Origin of the sequence: Acetobacter persici, from assembly GCF_018256955.1 — a bacterium.
GTDB classification, from domain to species: domain Bacteria; phylum Pseudomonadota; class Alphaproteobacteria; order Acetobacterales; family Acetobacteraceae; genus Acetobacter; species Acetobacter persici.
Map to the genome: position 1 here is coordinate 51,119 of NZ_JAERKU010000010.1, position 23,069 is coordinate 74,187.

Below are 23,069 nucleotides of genomic sequence, written 5' to 3' on the forward strand. Positions count from 1 at the left end.
TCGGCTGTCAGGCATGAAAACCCGACCTAACCGAGAGGCATATTCGCATTCGTGAACGCATTACGTCCCACGTCTGATCTGGTCCTGCCGGACTGAATGTTCAATTATCGTCTTGCCCTGCACGTTCTGTTTTCCAGATATCCCGGTATAGAAAGACAAGGAAAGGGACGGGCCACAGGAACGGAAAACTACCGTGCAAGGCCAGCCCCGTAGCGGCGGCCATCACGCCTGCCAGAAAAGCCCCCCACGAAAGTAGCGGCAGAAAAATGCTTCCTGCGATAGGGCGAATGTTCCTGTCCGGCGCAATCCATGACGCCATCCATTCCGCAATTCCCGATGCGGCTTTCAGCAGGTTTGTTGTCACGACGATCGTGGGCATGGGCGTGCCGGAGAATTTCGCGATCGTTTCGCCCTGAACAGCCAGCAGTGCCGGAAGCACGAGAAATTCGCCCCAGTAGCGTAGGGAGGATCCATGCACGATCTGTGCCAGAACCATGAAGATTGTCATCACCATGACACCATAAGCTGGCGACCATAACAGCCGCATCAGGCCGGACAGGATGGCGGCAAGGAAAAAGACACCCAGCACACCCACCAGAAGCAGGCCATGGTGCCAGTTTCCGCTGATAAACGAGGCGCCCATATGCGTGGTATTGCCCGTCATCGCGCCTGCAAAGACACCGCCCAGATCGACGAAACTCAGGGCATCCACATAGCCTGCGACAAGCCCGAGAATGAGAATCCGCCGGGCGGAAATCGAGACCGGGAGAAGGGAGGAGGGCATTATTGCGACCGGGAAGCGATTGACGGATAGAGCCTGCGGGCGACCCGCTCCATGGTCAGACCCTGCACGATGATGGTGAACACCACGACACCATAGCAAACAGGCAGTAGCAGGTCGCGCAGGTCTCCGGGTGGTAGGCCAAGCGCCAGAGAAACCGAGATGCCGCCACGCAGGCCGCCCCATGTCAGGATACCGAGAACACGGCCCCGTTCCCACTGCCGGAGATGAACCGGCAGGGTGGAGAACAGCACGCTCAATGCCCGCACGGCAATAGACAGCGGGATCACGGCAAGCGTCGCCAGCACCGTAAACAGATGCGGCGTGATCTCCAATATTTCAAAGCCAATGAGCATGAACAGGAGCACGTTCAGCACTTCGTCAATCAGCGTCCATGCAATGTCGAGTTCCTTGCGGGATACTTCATCGAAAACGGAATGGCTGTAACTGGTTCCGAAACATAGTCCGGCCACGACGACGGCAATCGCTCCGGACATCCCCAGCTGATTGGCGATGCTGAAGGTTCCGGTCGCCAGAGCCAGCGAGGTCAGCAGATCGATATGCGGGTCACGCTGCGCCTTGAGCACACGAAGCGCGATCCACCCGGTTATCGCTCCAAGAAGACCACCACCGAGCGCTTCGCGGCAGAAGCTCATGGCAATCTCAGAAGCGCCCACCCCTTGACTGTCTCCAGTCGCCAGCCCGATCGTCACACCGAAAATGACGACGCCCACGCCGTCATTGAACAGGCTCTCACCCGCAAAAACGGCCTGTATCGGTCCTGGCAGGCCGAGACGTTTCAGCATCCCCACGACTGAAACCGGGTCTGTCGGAGCGAGAATGGCGCCAAGTACGATGCACCATGTAAAGGGAACGGCGTGCCCCAGAAAGGGGAAAACACACCACGCCGCGACCGCCAGAAAAGCCACGGCCAGAACGGTTCCCAGAATAGAGAGGGCTGTTACAGACATCAGCTTTGCGCGCAGATGTCCGACATTCACCTGCATGGCTCCCGCAAAAAGCAGCAGCGAAAGGGCACCGTTCAGAAGTGCCGCAGGCAAATTGATGGCACCGAGCACGGATCGTGGGAGAGCCTGAAGATCATAGGCCGGGATCAGCGGGTTCAGGATCATGACCAACAGCGAGGTCAGCAATGAGAAGACCAGAACGCCAATCGTGACAGGAACACGCAATGTGTGGTGGTTGAGAATGCTGAAGCCTGCCGAGAAGGTCAGGAGCAGGGCAAGAAGACTGATTGTATCCATGGCCTCATCGCTGGCCGCCCTGGCGCCTCACGTCAAGAAAAACCGGGAATAGTCTGTTATTCGAGAAACTTAACCGGGCATTGAATGGCAAAAATGAGGGCGGGAGCTGACTTTCTACCAAGAAAGTAAATTCACTCTGTTCGCTTCGAAGCCAGTTCATAAATCTCATTATCGGCTCTCCGGCCAACGGCAATTACATAGATGACGATCCGTTCGTCGATGACCTGATAAACAAGGCGGTAACCATCTTTCAGAAGCTTGATCTTATAAAACCCTGATAGGTCGCGATGCAGTTCGTTTCCTGGAGAGTGAGGGTTCCAGATCAGCTTTTCCAGCTTCTTTTCAAATTTCTTACGCACGCTGCCGTCAAGAGCATCCCACTCTCTGAGTGCTCTGTCGTCGAATTCAAGACAATACTCTTTCATTCGCGATGACGGTTCTTAAGCTCTGCAAAAGTCATACGATGCTTTTGGGCAGGGTTTTTTAGGCGTTCGCGCACAATCTCGATAAGCTCCGCATCCTCGTCTGTGACAAGCCTCCGCTTGACGGGAGAGCGACCCGTTTCAGCAATATACGCGAGCGTATCGCGCAGTGCGTCAGAAAGTGAAATGCCTTGAGCCGACAACTTCTTAACTGCGGCTGCCTTCAGCGTTTCATCTACCCGGAATGTAACAGCAGACATACAAAGCCTCCTTGCGTGTATGCACATATGTATCACAGCTGTTGGTACAAATGAAGCGAAAGATGGTCGATGCTGATGTCTGCATTCGAGAAACCTGATCGGTTGCGGAAACGGCAGAAAAGAGGCGAAAGCCGACATGGGGACACACCCTTCACCCCCGCCACTCCATCATGCGACGCTACCGGCCAGCCACTCCCTGAGCTTCGACCACCGTCGCCTTCCGCCCTGGTTTCGCACGGCCATGCCCAGCGCCTTCTTCTGCCCCACAAGCACGACGAGCTTCCGCCCCCGTGTCACGCCCGTGTAGAGCAGGTTCCGCGCCAGCATGGCGTAATGCTGCGTCACCAGCGGGATGACCACCGCCGGATATTCCGATCCCTGGCTCTTGTGGATCGTGGTGGCGTAGGCCAGCACCAGTTCGTCCAGCTCGCCGAAGCCGTAAACGACCTCCCGTCCGTCGAATGAGACCGTCAGTTCGCCTTCTTCGATATCGATCCTGTCGATAACGCCGAGATCCCCGTTGAAAACGTCCCGGTCATAATCGTTGGCGATCTGCATCACCTTGTCACCGGGACCATAGGTCCAGCCAAACCGCTCGACCTTCACCTCGCCCGGCGGGTTCAGCGCCTGCTGCAATTCGATATTCAGCGACCGCGCACCAAGGCCACCCCGGTTCATCGGGCAAAGCACCTGCACGTCGCGGACCGGGTCCAGTCCGAACCGCGCCGGAATGCGATCCTTCACCACCACCAGCAACTTGCGCAGCCCGATCTCCGGTTCCGCCGCCTCGACGAAGTAGAAATCCGACCCTTCCTCCGCGCTCAACTCCGGCATTTTGCCTTCGTTAATCCGATGCGCATTGGTGATGATGCGGCTCTGCGCCGCCTGGCGGAACACCTCGGTCAGCCGCACCACAGGGACAGCACCGGAGGCGATGATATCGGCCAGCACCTGCCCCGGTCCGACCGACGGCAACTGGTCCACGTCGCCCACGATCATCAGGGCTGCGCTATCGGGCAACGCACGCAGCAGGGAGCGCATAAGCAGCACGTCCACCATGCTGGCCTCGTCCACGACCAGCAGATCGCAGGTCAGCGGGTTGGTATCGTCCCGCTTGAAGCTGCCGGTCGCCGGATCTGTCTCCAGCAGGCGGTGGATGGTCTTGCCTTCCAATCCGGTGCTTTCCGACAGGCGCTTCGCCGCCCGTCCCGTTGGCGCGCAGAGCTGCACGTCCGTGCCCTTGGCCGTCAAGATCTTCAGGATGGCGTTGACCAGCGTGGTCTTGCCGACGCCAGGACCACCGGTGATCACCAGAACCTTGCTGCGCAAAGCCAGGCGCACCGCCTCCTGCTGGCTGGGAGCCAGAGCGAGCCTGGTCTTTTTCTCCACCCAGGTCATGGCTTTTTCAGCATCGATCTCCGGCCAAGGCGGTCGGCCGACGGTACAGGCATGCAGTCGCTCGGCGATGCTCTGCTCCGCGCGATAGAGACCAGCAAGGAAGATACAACTCGTCTCTCCCACGCTGTCAGCGACCACGTCGCCCGCTTCCAGTTCCAGTGTGAGGGCTGTCTCGATCAGAGGGGCGGCGACCTCCAGCAGTTCGGCGGTGCTGGTCAGCAATTCCCCGACCGGCAGACCGCAATGCCCCTCATCCATGGCCTCGCCGAGCGCGTAGGAGATCCCTGCCCGCACCCGGATCATCGCGTCGGGTGCGATCCCCATCTTCCGGGCAATCTGGTCGGCGGTCTTGAACCCAATCCCCCGGATGTCTTTCGCAAGCCTATAGGGATTTTCGCTGATCAGTTGGACCGCATCCTGACCATAGGTCTTGAAGATACGCACCGCCCGCGAGGTGCCGACACCATTGCTGTGCAGAAACAGCATGATCTCGCGGATCACCTTCTGATCCGCCCAACCACCGACAATCCGTTCGGCCCGCTTGGGGCCTATGCCCGTCACCTCCCGCAGGCGTTCAGGTTCCTGCTCGATCAGGTCGAACACCGCCTCGCCGAACGCTTTCACCAGCTTCTTCGCGTAGACGGGGCCGATGCCCCGGATCATGCCGGAGCCCAGATAGCGTTCGATGCCCTCGACCGTGGTCGGCGGGCTGGCCTTGAGGAACTCGACCTTGAACTGCAGCCCGTGGGTATGATCGTTGAACCAGCGCCCCGACATCTGCACGAACTCGCCTGCCGAGATCATAGCGGCATGGCCGACGACAGTGACCAGATCGCGCTGTCCGCGCACCTTCACCCGCAGAACGCAGAAGCCGTTCTCGGCGTTGTGGAACGTCACCCGCTCCACGAGGCCTGCCAGCGCTTCCGTGAGCGAAGAGTCGGTGGCGCGTCCGCTCATCCGGCCTGCCGGAGGATCGGCACTTCCGTATCGTTCATGATTCGCCCTCCCCTTCCGTCACGCCGCCGTAAGCCAGTATTTGTACGACGCGCCTCTATCCGGGACTACCCATAACTACGATTCCGCACTCTGGAGCACGCGCAGGCGCGACCTTCCACAATGCGGATTTCCTTTGAAATAACAGTCATCTGTCCGGATCGTGCATCTGTTTTCCTTGCCATGCGGTCGGAAGAGAGCAACGATGACCGACAGACCCAGCCAGTCCATTGCCCCGGCGTATCGACCACCCGAGCCCGAATTGCGGCTTGTCCTGCGCCCCGATGCTCCCGACCCGCGTCTCGTGGCGCTCGTCCGCCTCATGGCCCGTCGCGCGGCACGGGACTGGTTCCGATCTCAGCAACAGGAGCAGCGCCGCCGCTCCGGACCGTAAGGGATACCCCGCCATGAAGGTCGCGCTCTACGCCCGCTATTCGTCCGACAACCAGCGCGACGCCTCGATCGCTGACCAGCTCCGCGTCTGCCGTACCTACGCGGAAAAACAGGGCTGGACCATTGTCGAGGAATATACCGACCACGCCGTCTCGGGCGCGTCTTTAATGCGGCCCGGCATCCAGGCGCTGATCGCGGATGCACAGCGCGGACGGTTCCAGATCGTGCTGGCCGAGGCGATGGACCGCCTTTCCCGCGACCAGGAGGACATCGCCGGCGTCTTCAAACGCATGAACTATGCTGGCGTGCGGATCGTCACCCTCTCCGAGGGCGAAGTCTCCCACCTCCATGTCGGCCTCAAGGGCACGATGAACGCCCTGTTCCTGAAAGACCTGGCGGAGAAGACCCATCGCGGCCTGCGCGGCCGGGTCGAGCTGGGCAAGTCCGGCGGCGGCAATGCCTACGGCTATGACGTGGTACGCAAACTCGACGCCAATGGGGAGCCGATCCGGGGCGACCGCACCATCAACTCGCAGGAAGCCGAGGTGGTCCGTCGCATCTTTCGCGACTTCGCAGCCGGGCTGGGACCGCGCGCCATCGCCTTCCGTCTCAACGACGAAGGCATCTCCGCACCGGGCAGCGGGGCCTGGGGCTTCTCGACCATCAATGGCAACCGGCTACGCGGCACCGGGATCCTCAACAACGAGATGTACGTGGGCAGGCTGGTCTGGAACCGCCAGCGTTTCATCAAGGATCCCGACACCGGCAAGCGCCAGGCCCGCCCCAATCCGGAAGCCGAGTGGGTGATCCAGGAGGTGCCGGACCTGCGGATCGTCGATCAGGATCTGTGGGATGCCGTCAAGGCGCGGCAGGCCAGCGTCAGCGCCAGCCACGACACACGCGACACATCCTCGCCTGACCATTTCCGCGAGAAGCGCCGTCCCCGCTATCTGTTCTCCGGCCTGAGCAAATGCGGCTGCTGCGGCGGCGGCTATTCGATGATCTCCGGCACCTTGCTCGGCTGCTCGACCGCCCGCAACAAGGGCACCTGCGACAACCGGACCAATATGCGCCGCGAGGAACTGGAGCGGCGCGTGCTCGACGCCCTGCGTCACCACCTCATGGACCCGGACCTGTTCGCCGAATTCTGCTCGGCCTTCACCACCGAGATGAACCGACTGCGCATGGAGGCATCGGCCGACATCGGCGCAGCGGAATCAGAACTGAAGCGGGTCGAGCGCGACATCCAGCGCCTGATGGACCTCTACCTTTCGGAAGCGATCTCGATCGAGACGGTCAAGGAACGCGGATCGAAACTCGAAGCCCGCAAGACAGAACTCAAGGAGTTCCTTGCGACTGCCGAAGCACCCCCGCCCCTGCTCCATCCCCAGATGGCGGAGTTCTACCACCGGCAACTCGCACGCCTGCACGACATGCTGCATTCCGAGCTGGACGAGAAGCGCCAGGAGGCGGCCGAGGTGATCCGCTCGCTGATCGAGGCGATCATCCTCACGCCGTCCGACAAGGGCCTCCAGATCGATGTCCGGGGCGATCTTGCCGGCATCCTGACGATGGCGTCGGGCGGACAAACGAAAACCCCAGCCCGTTTCCGGACTGGGGTTCGTGATGCGTTCTTATCGCAATTTGAGATGGTTGCGGGGGCCTGCAACCAAAGAAAACTGCTGCTTGTTAGCGGGTTCGTCGAGAGGCTCGCAGCATGACATAATCGATTGATAAACAGTCATTTTTATCAATATTTCATCTCGCCGTACCTTTCCCGGTCAGAGCGTGTCAGTCAGCCAGCCCTCGGTTCGAAGACCATCCACCAGCTGGAACTCCCGCAGATTGCCGGTCACAACAATCAGCCCCCTGCTCCGGGCATACCTGGCAATCATGAGATCATACGGACCTATGATACGGCCATTCCGTTCAAGTTCGGTCCGAATGTCCGCCGTATGGGCAGCCGCTTCACTATCGAATGGCAGGACCGCTAGCCTTGCCGCGAGGCGCTCGACTTCACGCCTTGACCAACGACTACACCCAGGAATGCCTCGGTCTGGTCGCCGACACGTCGCTATCGAGCGAACGGCTTGGCAGCGAACTCGACCGGATCGCAGAAAGCCGAGACTTTCCCATGATGATTGTCAGCGACAACGGCACTGAGATGACTTCGAACGCGATCCTGGCCTGACAGGAAAAGCGGTTAGTGCTGCGGCACTATATCGCACCGGGAAAGCCGTAACAGAACGGGTTCGTCTAGAGTTTCAACGGCCGGTTCCGCGAACGAATGCCTCAACGAGCACCTGCTCCGCAACCTTGTCCACGCTCGGACGGTCATCGACGCCCGGCGGTCCGACTGCAACGCTGTCAGGCCGCATACCGGCCTGAATGGCATGACGCCAGAGGCTTTCGTCAACACGCCAAAACGGCATACCACAACTCACAGACCTTAACTCAAAACTGAATTGCCCCGGGTTTTGTGGAGACGTTTTTTATCTGATTTAAGCGGCTAAAGCATGTGATTTCTGTTGCGCATAAAAGCGGGCCTCAGCTTCTGCTGGCGGGATGTTTCCAATGGAAGACAGAATGCGGCGATTATTGAACCAGTCGACCCATTTAAGCGTTGCCAGTTCAACAGCGTCTCTGTTTTTCCATGGTCCTTGCCGATAGATGAGTTCAGTTTTGTAAAGTCCGTTAATGGTCTCCGCGAGGGCATTATCATAGGAATCCCCAACACTGCCGACAGAGGCAACGAGGCCCGCTTCAGCCAGTCTTTGCGTGTAGCGAATGGACACATATTGACAGCCCCTATCGGAATGGTGGGTCACTTTGCCCTCGGGCTGCCTCTGGCACAGAGCCTGCTCAAGGGCATCCAGCACGAAGTCGGTATGGGCCGTTGATGAGACACGCCACCCCACAATCACGCGGGCAAATACATCAATGATGAAGGCCACATACACAAAGCCCTGCCAGGTGGAAACGTAAGTAAATCCGAAACCCAGAGCCTGTTGGGGGCTGGAGCATGAAACTGGCGCTGCACCAGATCCTGTGGGCAGGGACGTTGTGGATCAGGCCGTGTGGTTCTGATCCCCTTGCCACGAATGACACCTTTAAGTCCCATCTGGCGCATCAGCCGCTCTACCGTGCAGCGGGCGATAGTCCTGCCTTCGCGTCTGAGCTGATGCCAGACCTTACGCGCTCCATAGACACAAAAATTATCGTTCCATACTCTACGGATTTCGTCGCTCAACTCTTTGTCTTTCTGGCTGCGCACACAGGGATTTTTCTGTCTGGCAACGGTTGCATAATAAACAGATGGTGCAATCGGCAGGATCTTGCAGATTGACCCGACACCATATGTCTGCCGGTGCTCATCAATGAAGCGCGTCATGGCCTGAACCGGCGGTCGAGTTCCGCCTGGGCAAAATACGCAGAAGCCTTACGCAGGATTTCATTGGCCTGCCGCAGTTCGCGGTTCTCTCGCTCCAGTTGCCTGATCTTCTCTCGATCAGGCAGTTCACTCACCGCAGGCGCATTGGCCCGCTCATGCAGACGGGTCCATTTTGACAGCGTGTCAGGATGAATATCCAGCTTTGGCGCGATCGTCATCACCGCAGACCACCGCGAAGGATAGTTCTTCTCTTCCTCCAGAACCATGCGGGCTGCACGGTCACGAAATTCAGGCGGAAAACGCTTCGATTTGTTGCTCATGAATTCTTCTTACCTCTCGGGTCGTTCTGTCTCCACAAAACCCGGGGCAATTCAGTCCTCGACAGTCTTGCTGCAGGCGTGCCCTGCGTCATGACGCCGGTCGCCACCGAGGGGCTGATCTTACCCGAAGCACTGACAAAGCTTGTCGGCACCGGAAATGCAAATCTGGCACAGCTGATTGTTCGCGCCCACACGGAACGCGACCTTTTCAATCAAAACTCGAAGGCTGGCCAAAGCTATATCGGCGATCAGCATGACGAGCAGTGTGTCGTTCAGAGCTTGCAGATAGCCCTTCGCGCCACAGCAGACACGCAGAAGGCGGGGTAACCCAACTCACGGAAAGATAGCGAAGCAGATCTGCGACCGTCAGTGTGACGCGAAACGGCGCAGATGTAACGCCATACGGATCACGGCAAAATCAGACGATTCGGATCAAAAATAGCAAAATTTTTATTAGGGAATAAATTTTTTTCTAACAGTTGACGTTGACTGTACTTCTTCCCCTTTGCTTGTCAAGTAAAATCATGCGCCCTCTTGCCGCAACAATGTTCAGGTAATACTCTAGGCAGGATACAGAATAACCGAACACACAACGGACACTATAAGGTAAAGTCCGTTCCATTTTCTGTATTTCTCAAAAAATTAAAAATAGAGGGAAAGAAAAAGCTATGGATATTTATAGCTTCATCAAAGAACTCGTCGAAGACGAGTTCAACAGGGGAAATGTCCCCGCAAATGGATACGCCTCTGATGGGGTCTTCTCAATCATAGACGACCATTTTTACGATACGGATACCGCGAAAAAACTGGCAACTGTTCAGGCCCCCGAGTTGAATGGTGATGACTTCCACTATTACCGGGAAGAGCTTTACCGCACAGAAGGAGGTGCTTTCTTTTTGGTAGGCCGAGGCCATGGTTGCACACCATGGACATATGGTGGTTATCCGGGTCACATGGTTGTCCCTATGACAGACGCCTCTGTCCGTCGGTGGTTACAGGGACGAAACCTAAACTACCTTTACCTTAACCTTTTCGGAATACCGCCTGAAGCCGGGCGCAAAGAACCTTTTTCTGTTCTACTACCTGAAGACCTAACGGAGGAAGTTTTCCAAAGAGCATCCGCCATGAATATTCCCGTACAAACTTGGATCGAGATCTTTCTGAGAAATGCGCTAGAGCGTGAGAGCGATCAGGGAGACACACTGCCGTAACGCACCTCATGAGAGCATGGTGCCTCTCCTCACAGGAGAGGCGCTTGCGTGTCGCACAGTTAGTGTATTTTTAGAATACATATATCATACGAAATCACATTATACTATCTTATACTTGATGCTAATATTCGGGACCACAGTTATCCCCCAACAAAGGGCATTTACACGATTTGATAGCCACTCCCTTCATTCAAACTGAGCAGACAGACTGCTGTCGCCTCATCTCGGTCGTTTGGACCACAAGGTTGTTTGCCAAATAGCGGACATCAGCGCTTCAAAGCCTCGATGCAGAGATTGTCTGGATCTCACTGATTACACCTATTGAATGATCCCAAGACACAGACAGGCAACCCATGAACGTTACGGTGAAAATTTCAGCGATACGGAATTGTGATCGGATCATATGACAAGCACGTCCTTATATCCTTTCATACTACCCCATAGTATGAAAGGATACTCAAGGGCAGTATATTCGGAGTAAGCGTTTCGTGCCGCACACACCAGCTGAGAAAAAGCGCGTTCTGACCCGCGTGCGCCGTATTCGCGGGCAACTTGATGCGCTGGAACAGGCTTTGGAGAAAGGGGCTGATTGCGGTCCAGTGTTGCAACAGGTGGCGGCCATCCGGGGAGCGATCAACGGATTAATGGCCGGTGTTCTCGAAAGCCACTTGCGGGAAGAATTTGTTGAGTGTGCCGGTGATCGTGATGCTGCCAATGGTTCGATCGAGAATGTGGTGTCACTCGTGCGATCCTATCTCCGGTAATGCCCTCGATGCTGGCCGATAGGTTGTTTGGAGAAAAAATCATGAAATCACGGGCCGCAGTTGCTTTCGAGGCGGGTAAGCCCCTTGAGATTGTCGAGATCGACGTAGCGCCTCCTCGTGCGGGTGAAGTACTCGTGCAGATCACGCATACGGGTGTGTGCCACACCGATGCGTTTACCCTGTCAGGGGGTGATCCCGAGGGACTGTTTCCAGCCGTTTTGGGTCACGAAGGTGCGGGAATTGTCATCGAGGTCGGAGAAGGGGTCACCAGCGTTGCCCCCGGCGACCATGTCATTCCGCTTTACACGGCGGAATGCGGTGAATGTCTGTTTTGTAAGTCGGGGAAAACCAATCTCTGTATTTCAGTACGCGCCACACAGGGCAAAGGTGTGATGCCGGATGGCACAACGCGCTTTTCCTACAAAGGTCAGCCGATCCATCATTACATGGGGTGTTCGACGTTCAGCGAATACACGGTTGTCGCCGAGGTTTCTCTGGCAAAAATCAATCCTGCCGCAAATCCAGGGCATGTTTGCTTGCTGGGATGTGGCGTCACCACCGGGATTGGTGCGGTACACAACACGGCCAAGGTGCAGCCTGGAGATACGGTTGCCGTCTTCGGTCTGGGCGGGATCGGTCTGGCGGTCATTCAGGGAGCGCGACAGGCAAAGGCTGGCCGGATTTTCGCTATTGATACCAATCCGGAAAAGTTTGAACTTGCCAAGGCCTTCGGCGCCACGGAATTCCTCAACCCCAAGGATTATGACAAACCGATCCAGCAGGTTCTTGTGGAAATGACCGGCTGGGGCATTGATCATACCTTTGAATGTATCGGCAACGTCAACGTCATGCGCGCGGCGCTAGAAGCCGCGCATCGTGGGTGGGGGCAGTCGATCGTCATCGGTGTGGCAGGGGCCGGTCAGGAGATATCAACTCGTCCCTTCCAGCTTGTGACGGGTCGTTCGTGGCGCGGCACGGCTTTTGGTGGGGTCAAGGGACGCAGCCAGCTTCCCGGAATGGTTGAAGATGCCATGCGTGGCGATATCGAACTCGCGCCGTTCGTAACCCACACCATGCCGCTCGAAGACATCAATACGGCCTTCGATCTGATGCATGAAGGAAAATCCATCCGTTCCGTCATTCATTTCTAAGGTCTGTGTTGCGCGGTGCAATATCATTTCCAATGGTTGGAAATTACAGGAGATTGATCATGGCTGTTATTTCCGGTGACGGTGTTTTCTCTCACGTTTTTCTTGGGGCCGTGGATACTGCGGTATCCGCGAAATTCTATGACGCCGCGCTTGCGGCTCTGGGCATAAAAAACCTGGGGCCGTTCGGGCATGGGTGGGTTCTGTACGGCCGCGAAAAGCCAGCCTTCATCATTGCACGTCCTGGCAACGGTGAAGCGCCCTCAAGCAACGGTGTCACCATCGGTTTTGCAGCAGCGACACCCGCCGAAGTGGATGCTTTTCATGCCGCAGGTCTTGCCAATGGGGGAACCGATGAAGGCAAACCCGGCCCGCGAAGCCACTTACCGGGCGCTTATGCCGCCTATCTCCGGGATCCGGCAGGGAACAAGATCTGCAGTTATACCTTCACGGACGGTAACTGACATGCGCAAAAGGCAGTGAGAGCCATGGAACGCAAGGAAATGCACTGCTCTTTTGGGGGCGTGCAGGAAGTCTGGCGACACAAGTCCGTGTCGTTGGGTGTGGAAGCAAACTTCGCGATCTACCTGCCGCCTCAGGCAAAAACTGAAAAGGTTCCCGTTCTTTACTGGCTCTCCGGTCTGACATGTACGGAGCAGAATTTCATTGGCAAGGCTGGCGCGCAACGCGTGGCCGCAGAACTGGGCATCGCCATTGTCGCGCCGGATACCAGTCCACGGGGCGTGGGGGTGGCTGATGACGATGCGTACGATCTTGGTCAGGGCGCTGGATTTTACATCAATGCGACGCAGGAGCCGTGGGCTGCGCATTATCGGATGTATGATTACGTGGTCACGGAACTTCCTGCGCTGATTGAGGCGAGTTTTCCGGTTACGCAGCAGCGGGGTATTGCGGGACATTCGATGGGTGGATTTGGCGCCATCATGATCGCGCTGCGTAATCTTGGCCGCTATCGTTCTGTGTCAGCCTTTTCACCCATTGTGGCGCCAACGCAGGTACCATGGGGTGAAAAAGCATTCAGTGCTTATCTGGGTCCGGATCGTGCCAGTTGGGCAGCCTATGACCCGCTTGAACTTGTGCGGACAGCGAAGGAAAGACTGCCTGTTCTGATAGATCAGGGTCTGGCGGACCAGTTTCTGAAAGAACAGCTCAGGCCAGAACTGCTCCAGGAAGCCGCACGGAATGCAGGGCAGGAACTTATCCTGAATCTTCGTCCTGATTACGATCACAGCTATTATTTTGTAGCCAGTTTTATTGCAGATCATCTCAGATATTTCGTGAGTAAACTACGATGAATAGATTGTGAGTTTTTTGGATCCGGAATTTTCTGGCTTTGAGTGGAGATGAAATCTGTTAGGGGCATCTTTCAAACTGTGAAATCAGCTGGCAGCTTTCTGCTCCTTCTATCCGGAATCAGACATGCAATACTGCTCAAAGATCAGAGATGTCGTCATTGAATGGTAGGATTGAAGCGATCGGTATGGACTGGTTAACAGAGAGAACTTGATGTAACGGTGACGCATGACTCCACGTGCTCACAGTTCGACTTACCTGCTGGCCTTCTGGCCTCTCGTATTGCTTGCACTGATTGCACGCCTGACATTTGGCGGAATTGCTTCCCCAGCGGCACTGGTCGACGATCCTCTCAAAACTTTCACGAAGCTGAACATTCTTTGCGACGATCAGAGCGCATCGTCTGATCCAGACGGACAGCACCATCGCTCAACCACCCCCGATGATGACGGCTTTCTTCTGTCCGAAGCATTGGACTTGCTCGTTGTAAGCATCGTTTTCTGTCTTTTTGTGGGATTATGTGTTGCTGGCATTCGCCAGGCATGGATGTTCACATCCATCCGGGGTCCGCCAACACCGAAACGGACTTCTCTCTGCCCGCAGGGGCCTCCTGCCTGATCTGAATTGAAAGAGCCGCTCACCTGCCATGCCGGTGAGCATTTTGTGCTATCTCTTCAGGTTCCTTCACATGTTTCGTACTGTTTATTTTTCACTCCCGTTTTACGGGACAATGATCGCTGCCGCCATCTTCTCGGCTACCACTACCTACGCTGCCGTCGGCACAGAGAAGCCTCGCCCACCTTTGAGCAAACGTGTTCCTCCTGCGTCCAGAACCAAAAAAAATCCCGTCAAAACCGAACAGATTCTTGTAACGGGATTAAGCCGATCATCTGCCCTTACACGTCCCGCAGGCCAGACGACTTATAGTTCCGACCGAAGTAGTTTCGCGAACCAGGTTGGCCAGAGTGTTGCCGATATGGTGGTGACCATTCCTGGCGTCAGCTTCACTCAGGGGAATGGCCCTCGCGATACGAACGTGTCCATTCGTGGCTCAGGAGATCGTCAATCATGGGGACTTAAAAATATTCAGGTTCTGGAAGATGGGTTCCCCATGACCCAACCCGATGGGACCGCCCGGGCCGATCTGATTGATCCTCATGCCTATCAGGGTGTGGATGTTTTCGAGGGGCCTGCCTCAACCCTGTATGGCAATTACACCATTAATGGCGCCATCAATTTCCGCACCCGGAAGGGAGCGGATATCCACGGACTGGAACTGGGCTCTGATTTCGGCAGCTTCGGAATGTTCAATAATTATGCAACGCTCGGTTTTGGCAACAGACACTATGACCTGATGATCTTTGGCAGCGATGTGCGTGGAAACGGCTTCATTACCAATAGCCGTTATAATACCTCGACAGAAAATGTGCGGCTGCGTGTCAATCTGACGTCTGCCGATCGTCTCATCCTGAAATTTGTCAACAACGTCACGGATGCGTTTTTGCCAGCAAGATTGTCACTCAACCAGTATCGGGCCAATCCTTACCAGCAAGGGTGCGCCAATGCGTCCGGCGCAGCAACTGGCTGCGCATCTGTCAATCTGCTGGTCAATGGCCACTATGGTGCAAAAGTTGCCATGAGCCCTGAAGCCGCAGGTCTAGGGCGTTTCGACCGACGCACGGTGGTTGGCCTGCGCTGGGAGCATGATTTCAACAGCCGCACAACCTGGCGAAACCAGTTTACCTACGATCAGCGCCATATCGACCAGCCAACGTCGCCTATGGCGTATGTCGGTCCTTATAATTCCTATAATGTTAGCAGCGACATTACCAACCATGCCGAACTTGCTGGCAGAACATTGGAAACGTTTGCTGGCGTCAGTTTTGATTATCTCGATTTTGGTTCGCAGACGTACAACATCATGCCTCTCGGCGGTGCAACACGAGGGGCCATGAGTTCCGAAAGCTACGGGCACCAGTGGAATCTCGGTGCGCGCTTTCAGGAAGACTGGCATTTTGCACCCGACTGGCACATTGTCGCCGGGCTTGGCGGCACATATTCCGATATTGGCGCAACCGAAACACTCTATGGCTACTCCGCGATGGCCAGAAGCCAGCGGGCCATCACAGCCAACCGTTTCTATTTCAATCTCGCGCCAGAAGGCGCGTTGATTTATACGCCGTCAAAAAACTGGACACTGCATACTCGTGTTGGCACAGCCTATGGCACGCCATCTTCTTCTAATCTTTTCATTACGCCACAGGGGGAATACGGGAACAATACACAACTGAAAAGCCAGACAAGTGTCGGCATTGATCTGGGGGCCGACTGGCATCCCTCCTCGACGATCAGCATTCAGGCAACAGGTTTTTACGAGTTTTATAAAAACGAGTTGGTCAGCCAGTCTGCCGGGGTCAACACCGTTGGTTCCTACACTTTTAACGCACCCGCGTCAGAACATCGTGGTGTTGTTCTGGGTGTGGAGTGGAAGCCGTTGCCAAAAATGCTTCCCGGTGGTCGGGTTAAGCTGAGTTATACCTACGATAATCAGGTTTATACCAATTACACCGAGGTTCTTTCCAATAGCATGCTTTCACGCGGCTTCAGCCGTAAAGGGCATTATATCCCCGGGGTCATTCCCAATTTTCTCAATGCTCGCTTTCTCTATGATCAGCCAGATGGCCCACTGGAAGGGCTGGGCGGATATGCGGAAGTTACGTGGCGTGATTCTTACTGGCTGGATAACGCCAATCGCTTGAAAGCGCCAGGGTATGCCCTGCTTAATCTTGAAATGCATTATGATCCTCCTGCCCGGTTTGGCTGGGCACATCGTTTGCACTGGTATTTCGAGGTACAGAACGTTGCCAACCAGACCTATATCGCGGGAGCCACAAACATTAGCGATAAACTGCAAGCCAATGGTCAGCAGGCGGGCGCCACGACACTCATGAACAGCACAGGCTCCATCTACGCGGGTTCGCCCCGTGCGTATTTTGGCGGCGTGCGGATCAGGTTTTGAGGGATAGTGCCATGACCATACACAGTGCCACTCTCTGGCCAGACCGTCGCACGCTCTGGCGCTGGCATTTCTTCGCAGGGTTATTCTGCCTGCCTTTTGTGGCTTTTCTCTCTCTGACAGGGGCGGTTTATCTTTTCAAACCCCAGATAGATGACTGGATTGACTGGCGATATGACCATCTGCCCATCGCCTTGTCGCCTTCCCCCGAGCGGGATGTTCAGGCAGCCGTATCAGCAGTGCCGCAAGGGGCTTTTCTGGCTTATGAACTTCCCCGGACATCGCAGAGTGCTGCGCGTGTTCTTGTTAGCAGGCCAGACGGAGAAGCGGTGCGCGTCTATGTGGACAGGAATACCCATACCGTTCTGAAAACTGTTCTGGAAGAGAACAGATTTGAACGGCTTGTTTTTAGGCTGCACGGTCAGCTGCTATTGGGCAATGTGGGGTCTGTCATTATGGAAATGGTTGCATCATGGACCATTGTGCTCATCGTGACAGGCGTGCTGCTCTGGTGGCCGCGCCATCAGCGCGGGCTGGCAGGCATTGTCTATCCACGCCTTGGAACAAAGGGACGAACCCGCTGGCGGGATCTCCATGCTGTCACTGGTGTTTGGACGTCAGTGTTTCTGGTGCTGTTTCTGGTATCCGGTCTTCCGTGGTCTTTCGTCTGGGGGCATGCCCTGCAATCGGTCGAAAACACGGTTGGTCGCCTGACCTCTGTCAAGGACTGGGAAATTGGCGCGGTTCCAGTTGCCACGGTCATTGCCGGGCACCCGCTCGGACAACCACAGAAACTTCCCGTAAAAGAGAATACGGATATGCCCGGTATGGACATGCCAGCCGCTTCAACCTCTTTTCCTGAAGGAGATTTGCTGAGTGGTTTGGATACTGTTATACAGACTGCGAGCACTCTTTCCCTGCCAGCTCCGGTCATCATTACACCGTCTGGCTCTCTATGGACTGTGCGTTCCGACACGCAAAACCGACCTTTGCGGGAAAGTGTGACAGTAACACCCGATGGCCATGTGTTGAAACAGGAAACGTTTGCCGAGAAAGGTCTTATCGATCGGATCATTGGCTACGGCGTTGCGGCGCATGAAGGCCAGCTTTTTGGAAAGATGAACCAGGCCATTAACCTTTTAGTGGCAGTCGGCTTACTGATGATGAGCTGTGCAGCAACAGTGTTGTGGCTAAAACGCAAACCTGTGGGTTCCGTGGGGGCTCCACCTGCCTTGTCCTCTCAAAAATATGGAATGGTTGGTATGACGACCCTTGTCATTCTGGGGCTGCTTCTACCAGAACTGGGGGCCGCATTACTTGTTCTGGTTCTCGCAAACCGGATGTTTGCGAGATTAGGTCCGACCTGACATTAGGAGGATGGTAAAAGCCGTCTGAGTTCGCTTGCAATCTGATGGGCACTGGCATCAACGGGGATCATGCCAACCAGATGGTTGTGTCCATCCATGAGATAAAGAAGTGAACTATGATCGACGAGGTAGCCTGAGCCATTGGGGGCATGACGTCGTGCTGAGACATGAAAGGCCTTCATAACCGGCTGAAGCTGACTTTCGGAGCCAGTCAGGCCGACAATATGAGGTGAGAAACGCTCGACATACTCCTGTAACACTGCAGGAGTATCACGTTCGGGATCAACTGAAATGAACACGGGAATAATGTTTTGTCCCCGCTTACCAAGCTCATCAAGAGCGGCTGACACAGTCGCAAGTGTCAACGGGCAGATATCTACACAGTGCGTATAGCCAAAATACAGAAGCGTATAATGCCCCTCAAAATCTGCCTGACTGACGGTCTGCCCATGACCATTAACCAGAGTGTAAGGCCCGCCAATCTGTGTATGCTGCTGCGACGTCAGAAATAGTCTTAGTCCTGCAGCCCCAGAAAACAGAAATAACACTATACCAAGCAGAAAAAATATCGTTTTCCACTCCTGCCGTCTGGCAGAAGACGCTTGCTTGGTTGATGCAACTTTTATGTGCTTCTTATGACTCATCTTATCATCATAACAAACGGTGCCCCGAACAACAGCATAATACTTTCTCAGCCAAAAGCGCAGGTCCAATCAGTCTGTCCTCATGAAACAAACCGTTAAAGAATTCCCGTAACCTAAACCTATGTATAACTAAGTCAGCGACAACAGAACTCCTTATCATGACGTATGGCAGAACTCTCCGGAAAAAGTGGCGGAACCAGTATCTGTTTGAATCTATTTAGGATATGCACGAAATCAGCATAGAATGGCTCTGAACACATAACCATGACAGACGCACATGAGAGGCGCTGATTAAGCCATCCCCAAAATGAAAAAAGATGCATGAACTCTCATTCAATGCCTCACTAAAAATAGAGAAAATCATCTTCTTTGCGGTCTCCAGATATGAGACTTAAAATACTCAGATGACGCGCACAAAACCGATACAAATTCATTGACACTGCGAGCTAATAGTTCTTTATAAAACCAGTCATATATTGGAGTTATCAATAGTTTTGACTACTCTCGAAACTCGACTGAAACACAAAACAACACTCCTCGCAATTCTTGTGAGGATGTTGGTTCTTGTCGGGTTTTTAGGACAACTTTTCCTTCAAGGTTTCTCCCTACCTGATGAAGCGCCACGGGCCGCAATTGAGCGGCTAACAGGCATTGATATCAGCCCTCAGCGCAGCATGAGCCATGATATGGCGATGATGGATATGGATATGCCTATGAGCATGTCAGGTCATCACCATAATACGCATCATCACGACAAAAGCTGTCCGCTTTGCCCGTTGCTGGAACTTGTCGCTGTTATTCTGACAAGCCTGCCCGCCCTGCCCGCTTATACTGTATATCGATATCAACAGGAAATGCTGGCGCATCCTCCCAGAGCGCCACCATCTGTTCTGACAGGTCTGCCACCGGCGCGCGGTCCTCCTTTGTTTTCCTGAGCCTTTCGTCAGCCTCTGGTTTGTGTCGTCTTATCCCACACGCCGCTTTTATGCGTGTTTGGGAGTGTTTCTGCACGATCCAATGCTGAGTTTTTCTCAGTTCAGGATTTTCTTTAATTATGTATGAAAAAACCCGTGGCGCTCAAGGAGCGTTAGCGTGTCGCTTTGTCGCGCGCATTGTCGTGCTGTCTTACGGTTTTACCGCTACACCTTTATGGGCGCAGAGCAGCACCGACAAAACATTATTTTCCCAGACTGGGATGTCACCTCAGAAAGAAAAAAGAACAGAAGTCGCATCCCAGTCACAAAGCTTTGTGATCGTTAATGGAACACGGCAACCTGCCGAGAATTATCTTGCTCAGACCAGTAGTTCAGCTCTAAAAATTCCCGTTTCCATCCAAAAAACACCAGCATCAGTACAGGTCATCACTCATGCTGTCATACAGGATCGTGGCGCTCTCAGCATTAATCAGGCCATCGAGACAGTCAGCGGTGTTGAGCGTAATCTGACCTTCCCTAATTCTCTGACTTTTCGTGTACGTGGATTTGTGGACGCTTCTACAACCTTGCGAGATGGTTTTAGAGAACAGACCGGAACCCAAGATATTCAGGGCGTTGATAACATTGAAGTCCTGAAAGGTCCCGCATCGGTATTATACGGTGGTTCAACCTCTTCAGGCGGTACCGTCAACGTCACGACAAAGCGAGCCATTGCAAACCATAACTTTCTGAATGCCGGATTATCAGGTGGAAGTTTTGGATTATTCCGTGGAACCGCAGACGGTAATCGTGATCTATCAGGAGATGGAAAAATTGTAGGACGTATCAATTTCGCCTATCAGCATGATGATACATTCCGAGACTTCGGTTACAACGAAACAACCTATGTTGCTCCGACTGTTCAGTGGTCTCCCTCTCTTCATGATAAGATTGATTTCTTCGCGTCTTGGCAGCTTTCAAACTACACTTGGGGTGCATCCCAAACCCCTTTGATCCGAAAAGCTCTGGCCCTCCCCGTCTCCTATAACTTCGATAACCAGACGCTTGGAGCCTCGCATCAGAACTCCTGGCGTTTAGGATACAACTGGGTACATAAATTTTCCGATTCATTCCGATTTCGCTCAGGCTTTGCAAGCTCAATCAACAACTATGATTTCGGTACGGATCGTATGAGCACCTTTGCTCTCTCAACGAACGGACGAACCCTGAACCGAGGAGTATCCAGCGGCCCTCAGATGGGTAAAGATTTTGATCTCCAGAATGAATTTTCAGGCATTTTTCATACTGGTCCACTGAAACATGACTGGCTGGTCGGCAGCGAGCTCTATCAGACAGATTATAGTGCAAAAACCTACGCGGCCTCACTTCCTGCACTTGTTCTTACATATCCCGTTTATACGGGGGCACCAGGACTTGCACGGTTACGTTCCAATATTTCAACACAGGCAGAAGCCGCCTCGGTATATTTTCAGGACTACATTTCTCTTTTTGATCGCTTCTATGCCCTTGGTGGGGGGCGCTATGATGCCACGACAACATCTTCTCTCAATAAAATAAAAGACATTAACACTTCTGTCTCTGCAAATAAATTTTCTCCAAGACTTGGTATTCTCTATGCCGCACGCAGAACAACGTCTCTCTATTTTAATTGGTCAACGAGCTTTATTCCCACATCAACTTCCTCCTTCACTGGAGCTCCCCTTTCTCCGGGAAGGTCTCGTCAGATTGAAGCAGGCGTCAAACAACAACTGTTTCATGATCACCTGCAAGCGACTGTCGCGGTATATAATATTCGTCGCTCAAATGTTGCCACGACAGACCTTGCCCATCCGCTTTATTCCATTGCTGTTGGTCAGCAACGTAGCCGAGGAATAGAAGCTGATGTAGCTGGTGAGATTTTACCGGGCTGGAAAGCCGTTCTCAGTTACGCTTACACTTTTGCAAATGTAACCCGTGACAACAAGTATCCTGTCGGTAGTGTTCTTGCTGGCGTTGCCAAACATACCGGAAACGTCTGGACAACATACGAGTTTGCCGACGGAACAGTTTTGCATGGTTTAGGCTTAGGACTGGGTATCAGAGCTGCCACCCGACGGGAAGCAACACTTCCCAATTCGTTCTACCTTCCTGGCTATTTCCGACTTGATTCTGCCTTGTGGTATAAGTTTTCCTTACACGGACGACCAGTCAGGGCTCAGCTCAACATGACGAACCTGACCAATGCCCGCATTTATGACACAAATGGAACATTTTCCATGCGTGCGGAAGCGCCACGTTCGGCTTTGGGTTCACTTCAGGTGGCATTCTGATGACGAAATCCAACGGCTCTCTTGAGGCCGGCTCGTGCGCCGTTTTTGCTCAAATCAAACCCTCTTACAAAGAAACAATCATGCCAAATTTACTACCAGACGCTTCTGCTTTACCCGATCTTAAACGACGTGCCCTTGCTACTCTTGTCATGGCCTCCATAGTCTCAGAACGTGCCCAAGCAGCAACAACCAGTTCTGAGAAAGAGCATATGGCGCATATGCAAGGTATGAAATTCGCTGGCCCACCAATTAAAATTGCCATGCTTGTTTACCCCAACATGGTTCTTCAGGATCTTGTCGGTCCACAAACAATTTTTAAAATTCTAGGTTCTGAAATTCATCTGGTTGGCATGACTATGACGCCAGTCTCCACCGATGTCGGTATTCCTGTCCCTCCAACAGACACACCAGCGACGTGTCCACAGGAACTGGATGTATTGTTTGTACCGGGCGGTCTAATGGGAACAATTGCCTGCATGAACGATCCCGACGCCCTTGCTTTCTTGATAAGTCGTGCACCACACTCTCGCTTTATTACAAGCGTTTGCACAGGTAGCCTTATTCTTGCCGCAGCAGGGCTATTGGAGGGATACAAAGCCACATCCCATTGGGGTGTTGTTGATTTACTGCCGTTAATGGGAGCCATTGAAAGCCACGAACGCGTTGTGCAGGATCGCAATAGGATTACAGGAGGCGGTGTGACTGCTGGCCTTGATTTTGGGCTTACTCTCGCAGCACAATTACGCGGGCAGGCCGCAGCAGAGCATATTCAACTCATTATCCAGTATGCACCTCAGCCCCCGTTTCATCATGGCGACCCATCGGAAATTCCGGAAGCCCAAATGGCACTTGAACGTAGCCGTAGAGCATGGATGGACGGGAAAGCATTGCAAGCAGCACAAACGGCCTCAAAACGATTAAAGCTATAAGAGGCGTGTCTATCCCGGTCACCCTCGCTGCCACACCCCTCGAGGCAAAGAAATTTCTAAAATGATGGTGCATTCTGCATTTAAGCACGAACAGCCCAGAATACGGCGATCGCTGACGATCACTGGTCTGACAAGCATTATCGGGTAAACCGACCTATGCCCGCTGTTCCTCACTGCACTTCGTTTTTGTTGTCTGGCCGTCGCCTGCT

20 protein-coding genes, 3 pseudogenes and 1 other annotated feature are annotated in these 23,069 nt (G+C 54.2%); of the genes and pseudogenes, 15 read left to right on the forward strand and 8 right to left on the reverse strand.

Annotation, left to right across the window (positions count from 1 at the left end; genetic code table 11):
* Positions 1-100 precede the first annotated feature (100 nt).
* The 5 genes from JK199_RS11395 to recD2 form a co-directional block, all read right to left on the reverse strand.
* On the reverse strand, positions 101-784 hold the full coding sequence (locus JK199_RS11395; RefSeq protein WP_159263359.1) for a YoaK family protein: 684 nt from the start codon (positions 782-784) through the stop codon (positions 101-103).
* Entirely contained in the window at positions 784-2,046 is a 1,263-nt protein-coding gene (locus tag JK199_RS11400; protein ID WP_029604386.1) for a cation:proton antiporter, read from the reverse strand. The genes JK199_RS11395 and JK199_RS11400 overlap by 1 nt, the downstream gene beginning before the upstream one ends.
* 131 nt (positions 2,047-2,177) lie before the next feature.
* A complete protein-coding gene (locus JK199_RS11405; RefSeq protein ID WP_003618711.1) occupies positions 2,178-2,471 on the reverse strand; it encodes a type II toxin-antitoxin system RelE family toxin in 294 nt (97 codons plus the stop codon).
* Positions 2,468-2,728: a type II toxin-antitoxin system RelB/DinJ family antitoxin gene (locus JK199_RS11410; RefSeq protein ID WP_003618686.1), complete on the reverse strand. Its 261-nt coding sequence runs from the start codon at positions 2,726-2,728 to the stop codon at positions 2,468-2,470. The genes JK199_RS11405 and JK199_RS11410 overlap by 4 nt, the downstream gene beginning before the upstream one ends.
* A gap of 168 nt (positions 2,729-2,896) precedes the next feature.
* Positions 2,897-5,083: an SF1B family DNA helicase RecD2 gene (gene recD2 / locus JK199_RS11415; RefSeq protein WP_040000208.1), complete on the reverse strand. Its 2,187-nt coding sequence runs from the start codon at positions 5,081-5,083 to the stop codon at positions 2,897-2,899.
* Positions 5,084-5,324: 241 nt separating this feature from the next.
* Here recD2 and JK199_RS11420 point away from each other — a divergent pair, with 241 nt between their 5' ends.
* Both JK199_RS11420 and JK199_RS11425 read left to right on the forward strand, forming a co-directional pair.
* The gene (locus JK199_RS11420; RefSeq protein ID WP_083824344.1) at positions 5,325-5,513 is read left to right on the forward strand and encodes a hypothetical protein; all 189 of its coding nucleotides are present in this window, start codon (positions 5,325-5,327) and stop codon (positions 5,511-5,513) included.
* 13 nt (positions 5,514-5,526) lie between these two features.
* The gene (locus tag JK199_RS11425; RefSeq protein WP_212375995.1) at positions 5,527-7,233 is read left to right on the forward strand and encodes a recombinase family protein; all 1,707 of its coding nucleotides are present in this window, start codon (positions 5,527-5,529) and stop codon (positions 7,231-7,233) included.
* A 60-nt stretch (positions 7,234-7,293) separates the two neighbouring features.
* On the opposite strand, the pseudogene JK199_RS11430 reads toward JK199_RS11425, so the two are convergent.
* Positions 7,294-7,539, reverse strand: a pseudogene (locus JK199_RS11430) (PIN domain-containing protein); the annotation flags it as partial.
* On the opposite strand from JK199_RS11430, the pseudogene JK199_RS11435 reads away from it, so the two are divergent.
* A pseudogene (locus JK199_RS11435) lies at positions 7,506-7,976 on the forward strand (integrase core domain-containing protein); the annotation flags it as partial. The pseudogenes JK199_RS11430 and JK199_RS11435 sit on opposite strands and share 34 nt — an antisense overlap.
* A 37-nt stretch (positions 7,977-8,013) precedes the next feature.
* On the opposite strand, the pseudogene JK199_RS11440 reads toward JK199_RS11435, so the two are convergent.
* Positions 8,014-9,223: pseudogene (locus JK199_RS11440) on the reverse strand (IS3 family transposase).
* Positions 8,829-8,945, reverse strand: a sequence feature (AL1L pseudoknot). (Overlaps the previous pseudogene by 117 nt.)
* Positions 9,224-9,313: 90 nt before the next feature.
* Between JK199_RS11440 and JK199_RS11445 the strand changes: the two are divergent.
* The 9 genes from JK199_RS11445 to JK199_RS11485 all read left to right on the forward strand — a co-directional run bounded on the left by JK199_RS11445 (position 9,314) and on the right by JK199_RS11485 (position 18,043).
* Complete coding sequence (locus tag JK199_RS11445; RefSeq protein WP_212375998.1) at positions 9,314-9,550, forward strand: hypothetical protein; 237 nt, start codon at positions 9,314-9,316, stop codon at positions 9,548-9,550.
* Positions 9,551-9,891: 341 nt separating this feature from the next.
* Complete coding sequence (locus tag JK199_RS11450; protein ID WP_025826739.1) at positions 9,892-10,434, forward strand: hypothetical protein; 543 nt, start codon at positions 9,892-9,894, stop codon at positions 10,432-10,434.
* Between the two features lie 488 nt (positions 10,435-10,922).
* Positions 10,923-11,198 carry a formaldehyde-responsive transcriptional repressor FrmR gene (frmR, locus tag JK199_RS11455; protein WP_043549143.1) on the forward strand — a complete coding sequence of 92 codons (276 nt, stop codon included), beginning with the start codon at positions 10,923-10,925 and terminating at the stop codon, positions 11,196-11,198.
* 41 nt (positions 11,199-11,239) lie between these two features.
* Entirely contained in the window at positions 11,240-12,349 is a 1,110-nt protein-coding gene (locus tag JK199_RS11460) for an S-(hydroxymethyl)glutathione dehydrogenase/class III alcohol dehydrogenase (RefSeq protein WP_043549144.1), read from the forward strand.
* A gap of 59 nt (positions 12,350-12,408) precedes the next feature.
* Positions 12,409-12,810 (forward strand): VOC family protein, encoded by a 402-nt coding sequence (locus JK199_RS11465; protein ID WP_456304281.1) that lies wholly within the window; start codon positions 12,409-12,411, stop codon positions 12,808-12,810.
* 24 nt (positions 12,811-12,834) lie between these two features.
* Entirely contained in the window at positions 12,835-13,662 is an 828-nt protein-coding gene (gene fghA / locus JK199_RS11470; protein WP_043549147.1) for an S-formylglutathione hydrolase, read from the forward strand.
* Between the two features lie 226 nt (positions 13,663-13,888).
* Positions 13,889-14,278 (forward strand): hypothetical protein, encoded by a 390-nt coding sequence (locus JK199_RS11475; RefSeq protein WP_212376004.1) that lies wholly within the window; start codon positions 13,889-13,891, stop codon positions 14,276-14,278.
* Between the two features lie 70 nt (positions 14,279-14,348).
* Positions 14,349-16,679: a TonB-dependent receptor family protein gene (locus JK199_RS11480; RefSeq protein WP_244985103.1), complete on the forward strand. Its 2,331-nt coding sequence runs from the start codon at positions 14,349-14,351 to the stop codon at positions 16,677-16,679.
* 11 nt (positions 16,680-16,690) lie between these two features.
* Entirely contained in the window at positions 16,691-18,043 is a 1,353-nt protein-coding gene (locus JK199_RS11485) for a PepSY-associated TM helix domain-containing protein (RefSeq protein ID WP_212376007.1), read from the forward strand.
* Between the two features lie 2 nt (positions 18,044-18,045).
* Here the strand turns inward: JK199_RS11485 and JK199_RS11490 are convergent, their stop codons facing one another.
* Positions 18,046-18,756 (reverse strand): SCO family protein, encoded by a 711-nt coding sequence (locus JK199_RS11490; protein ID WP_244985104.1) that lies wholly within the window; start codon positions 18,754-18,756, stop codon positions 18,046-18,048.
* A 425-nt stretch (positions 18,757-19,181) separates the two neighbouring features.
* On the opposite strand from JK199_RS11490, the gene JK199_RS11495 reads away from it, so the two are divergent.
* From JK199_RS11495 to JK199_RS11505, 3 genes are all read left to right on the forward strand, one after another.
* Entirely contained in the window at positions 19,182-19,622 is a 441-nt protein-coding gene (locus JK199_RS11495) for a DUF2946 family protein (RefSeq protein ID WP_237592402.1), read from the forward strand.
* Positions 19,623-19,741: 119 nt separating this feature from the next.
* Positions 19,742-21,931, forward strand: coding sequence for a TonB-dependent siderophore receptor (locus tag JK199_RS11500; protein ID WP_212376011.1), 2,190 nt, complete (start codon positions 19,742-19,744; stop codon positions 21,929-21,931).
* On the forward strand, positions 21,931-22,860 hold the full coding sequence (locus tag JK199_RS11505; protein WP_212376014.1) for a DJ-1/PfpI family protein: 930 nt from the start codon (positions 21,931-21,933) through the stop codon (positions 22,858-22,860). The genes JK199_RS11500 and JK199_RS11505 overlap by 1 nt, the downstream gene beginning before the upstream one ends.
* The last annotated feature ends 209 nt before the right edge of the window (positions 22,861-23,069 follow it).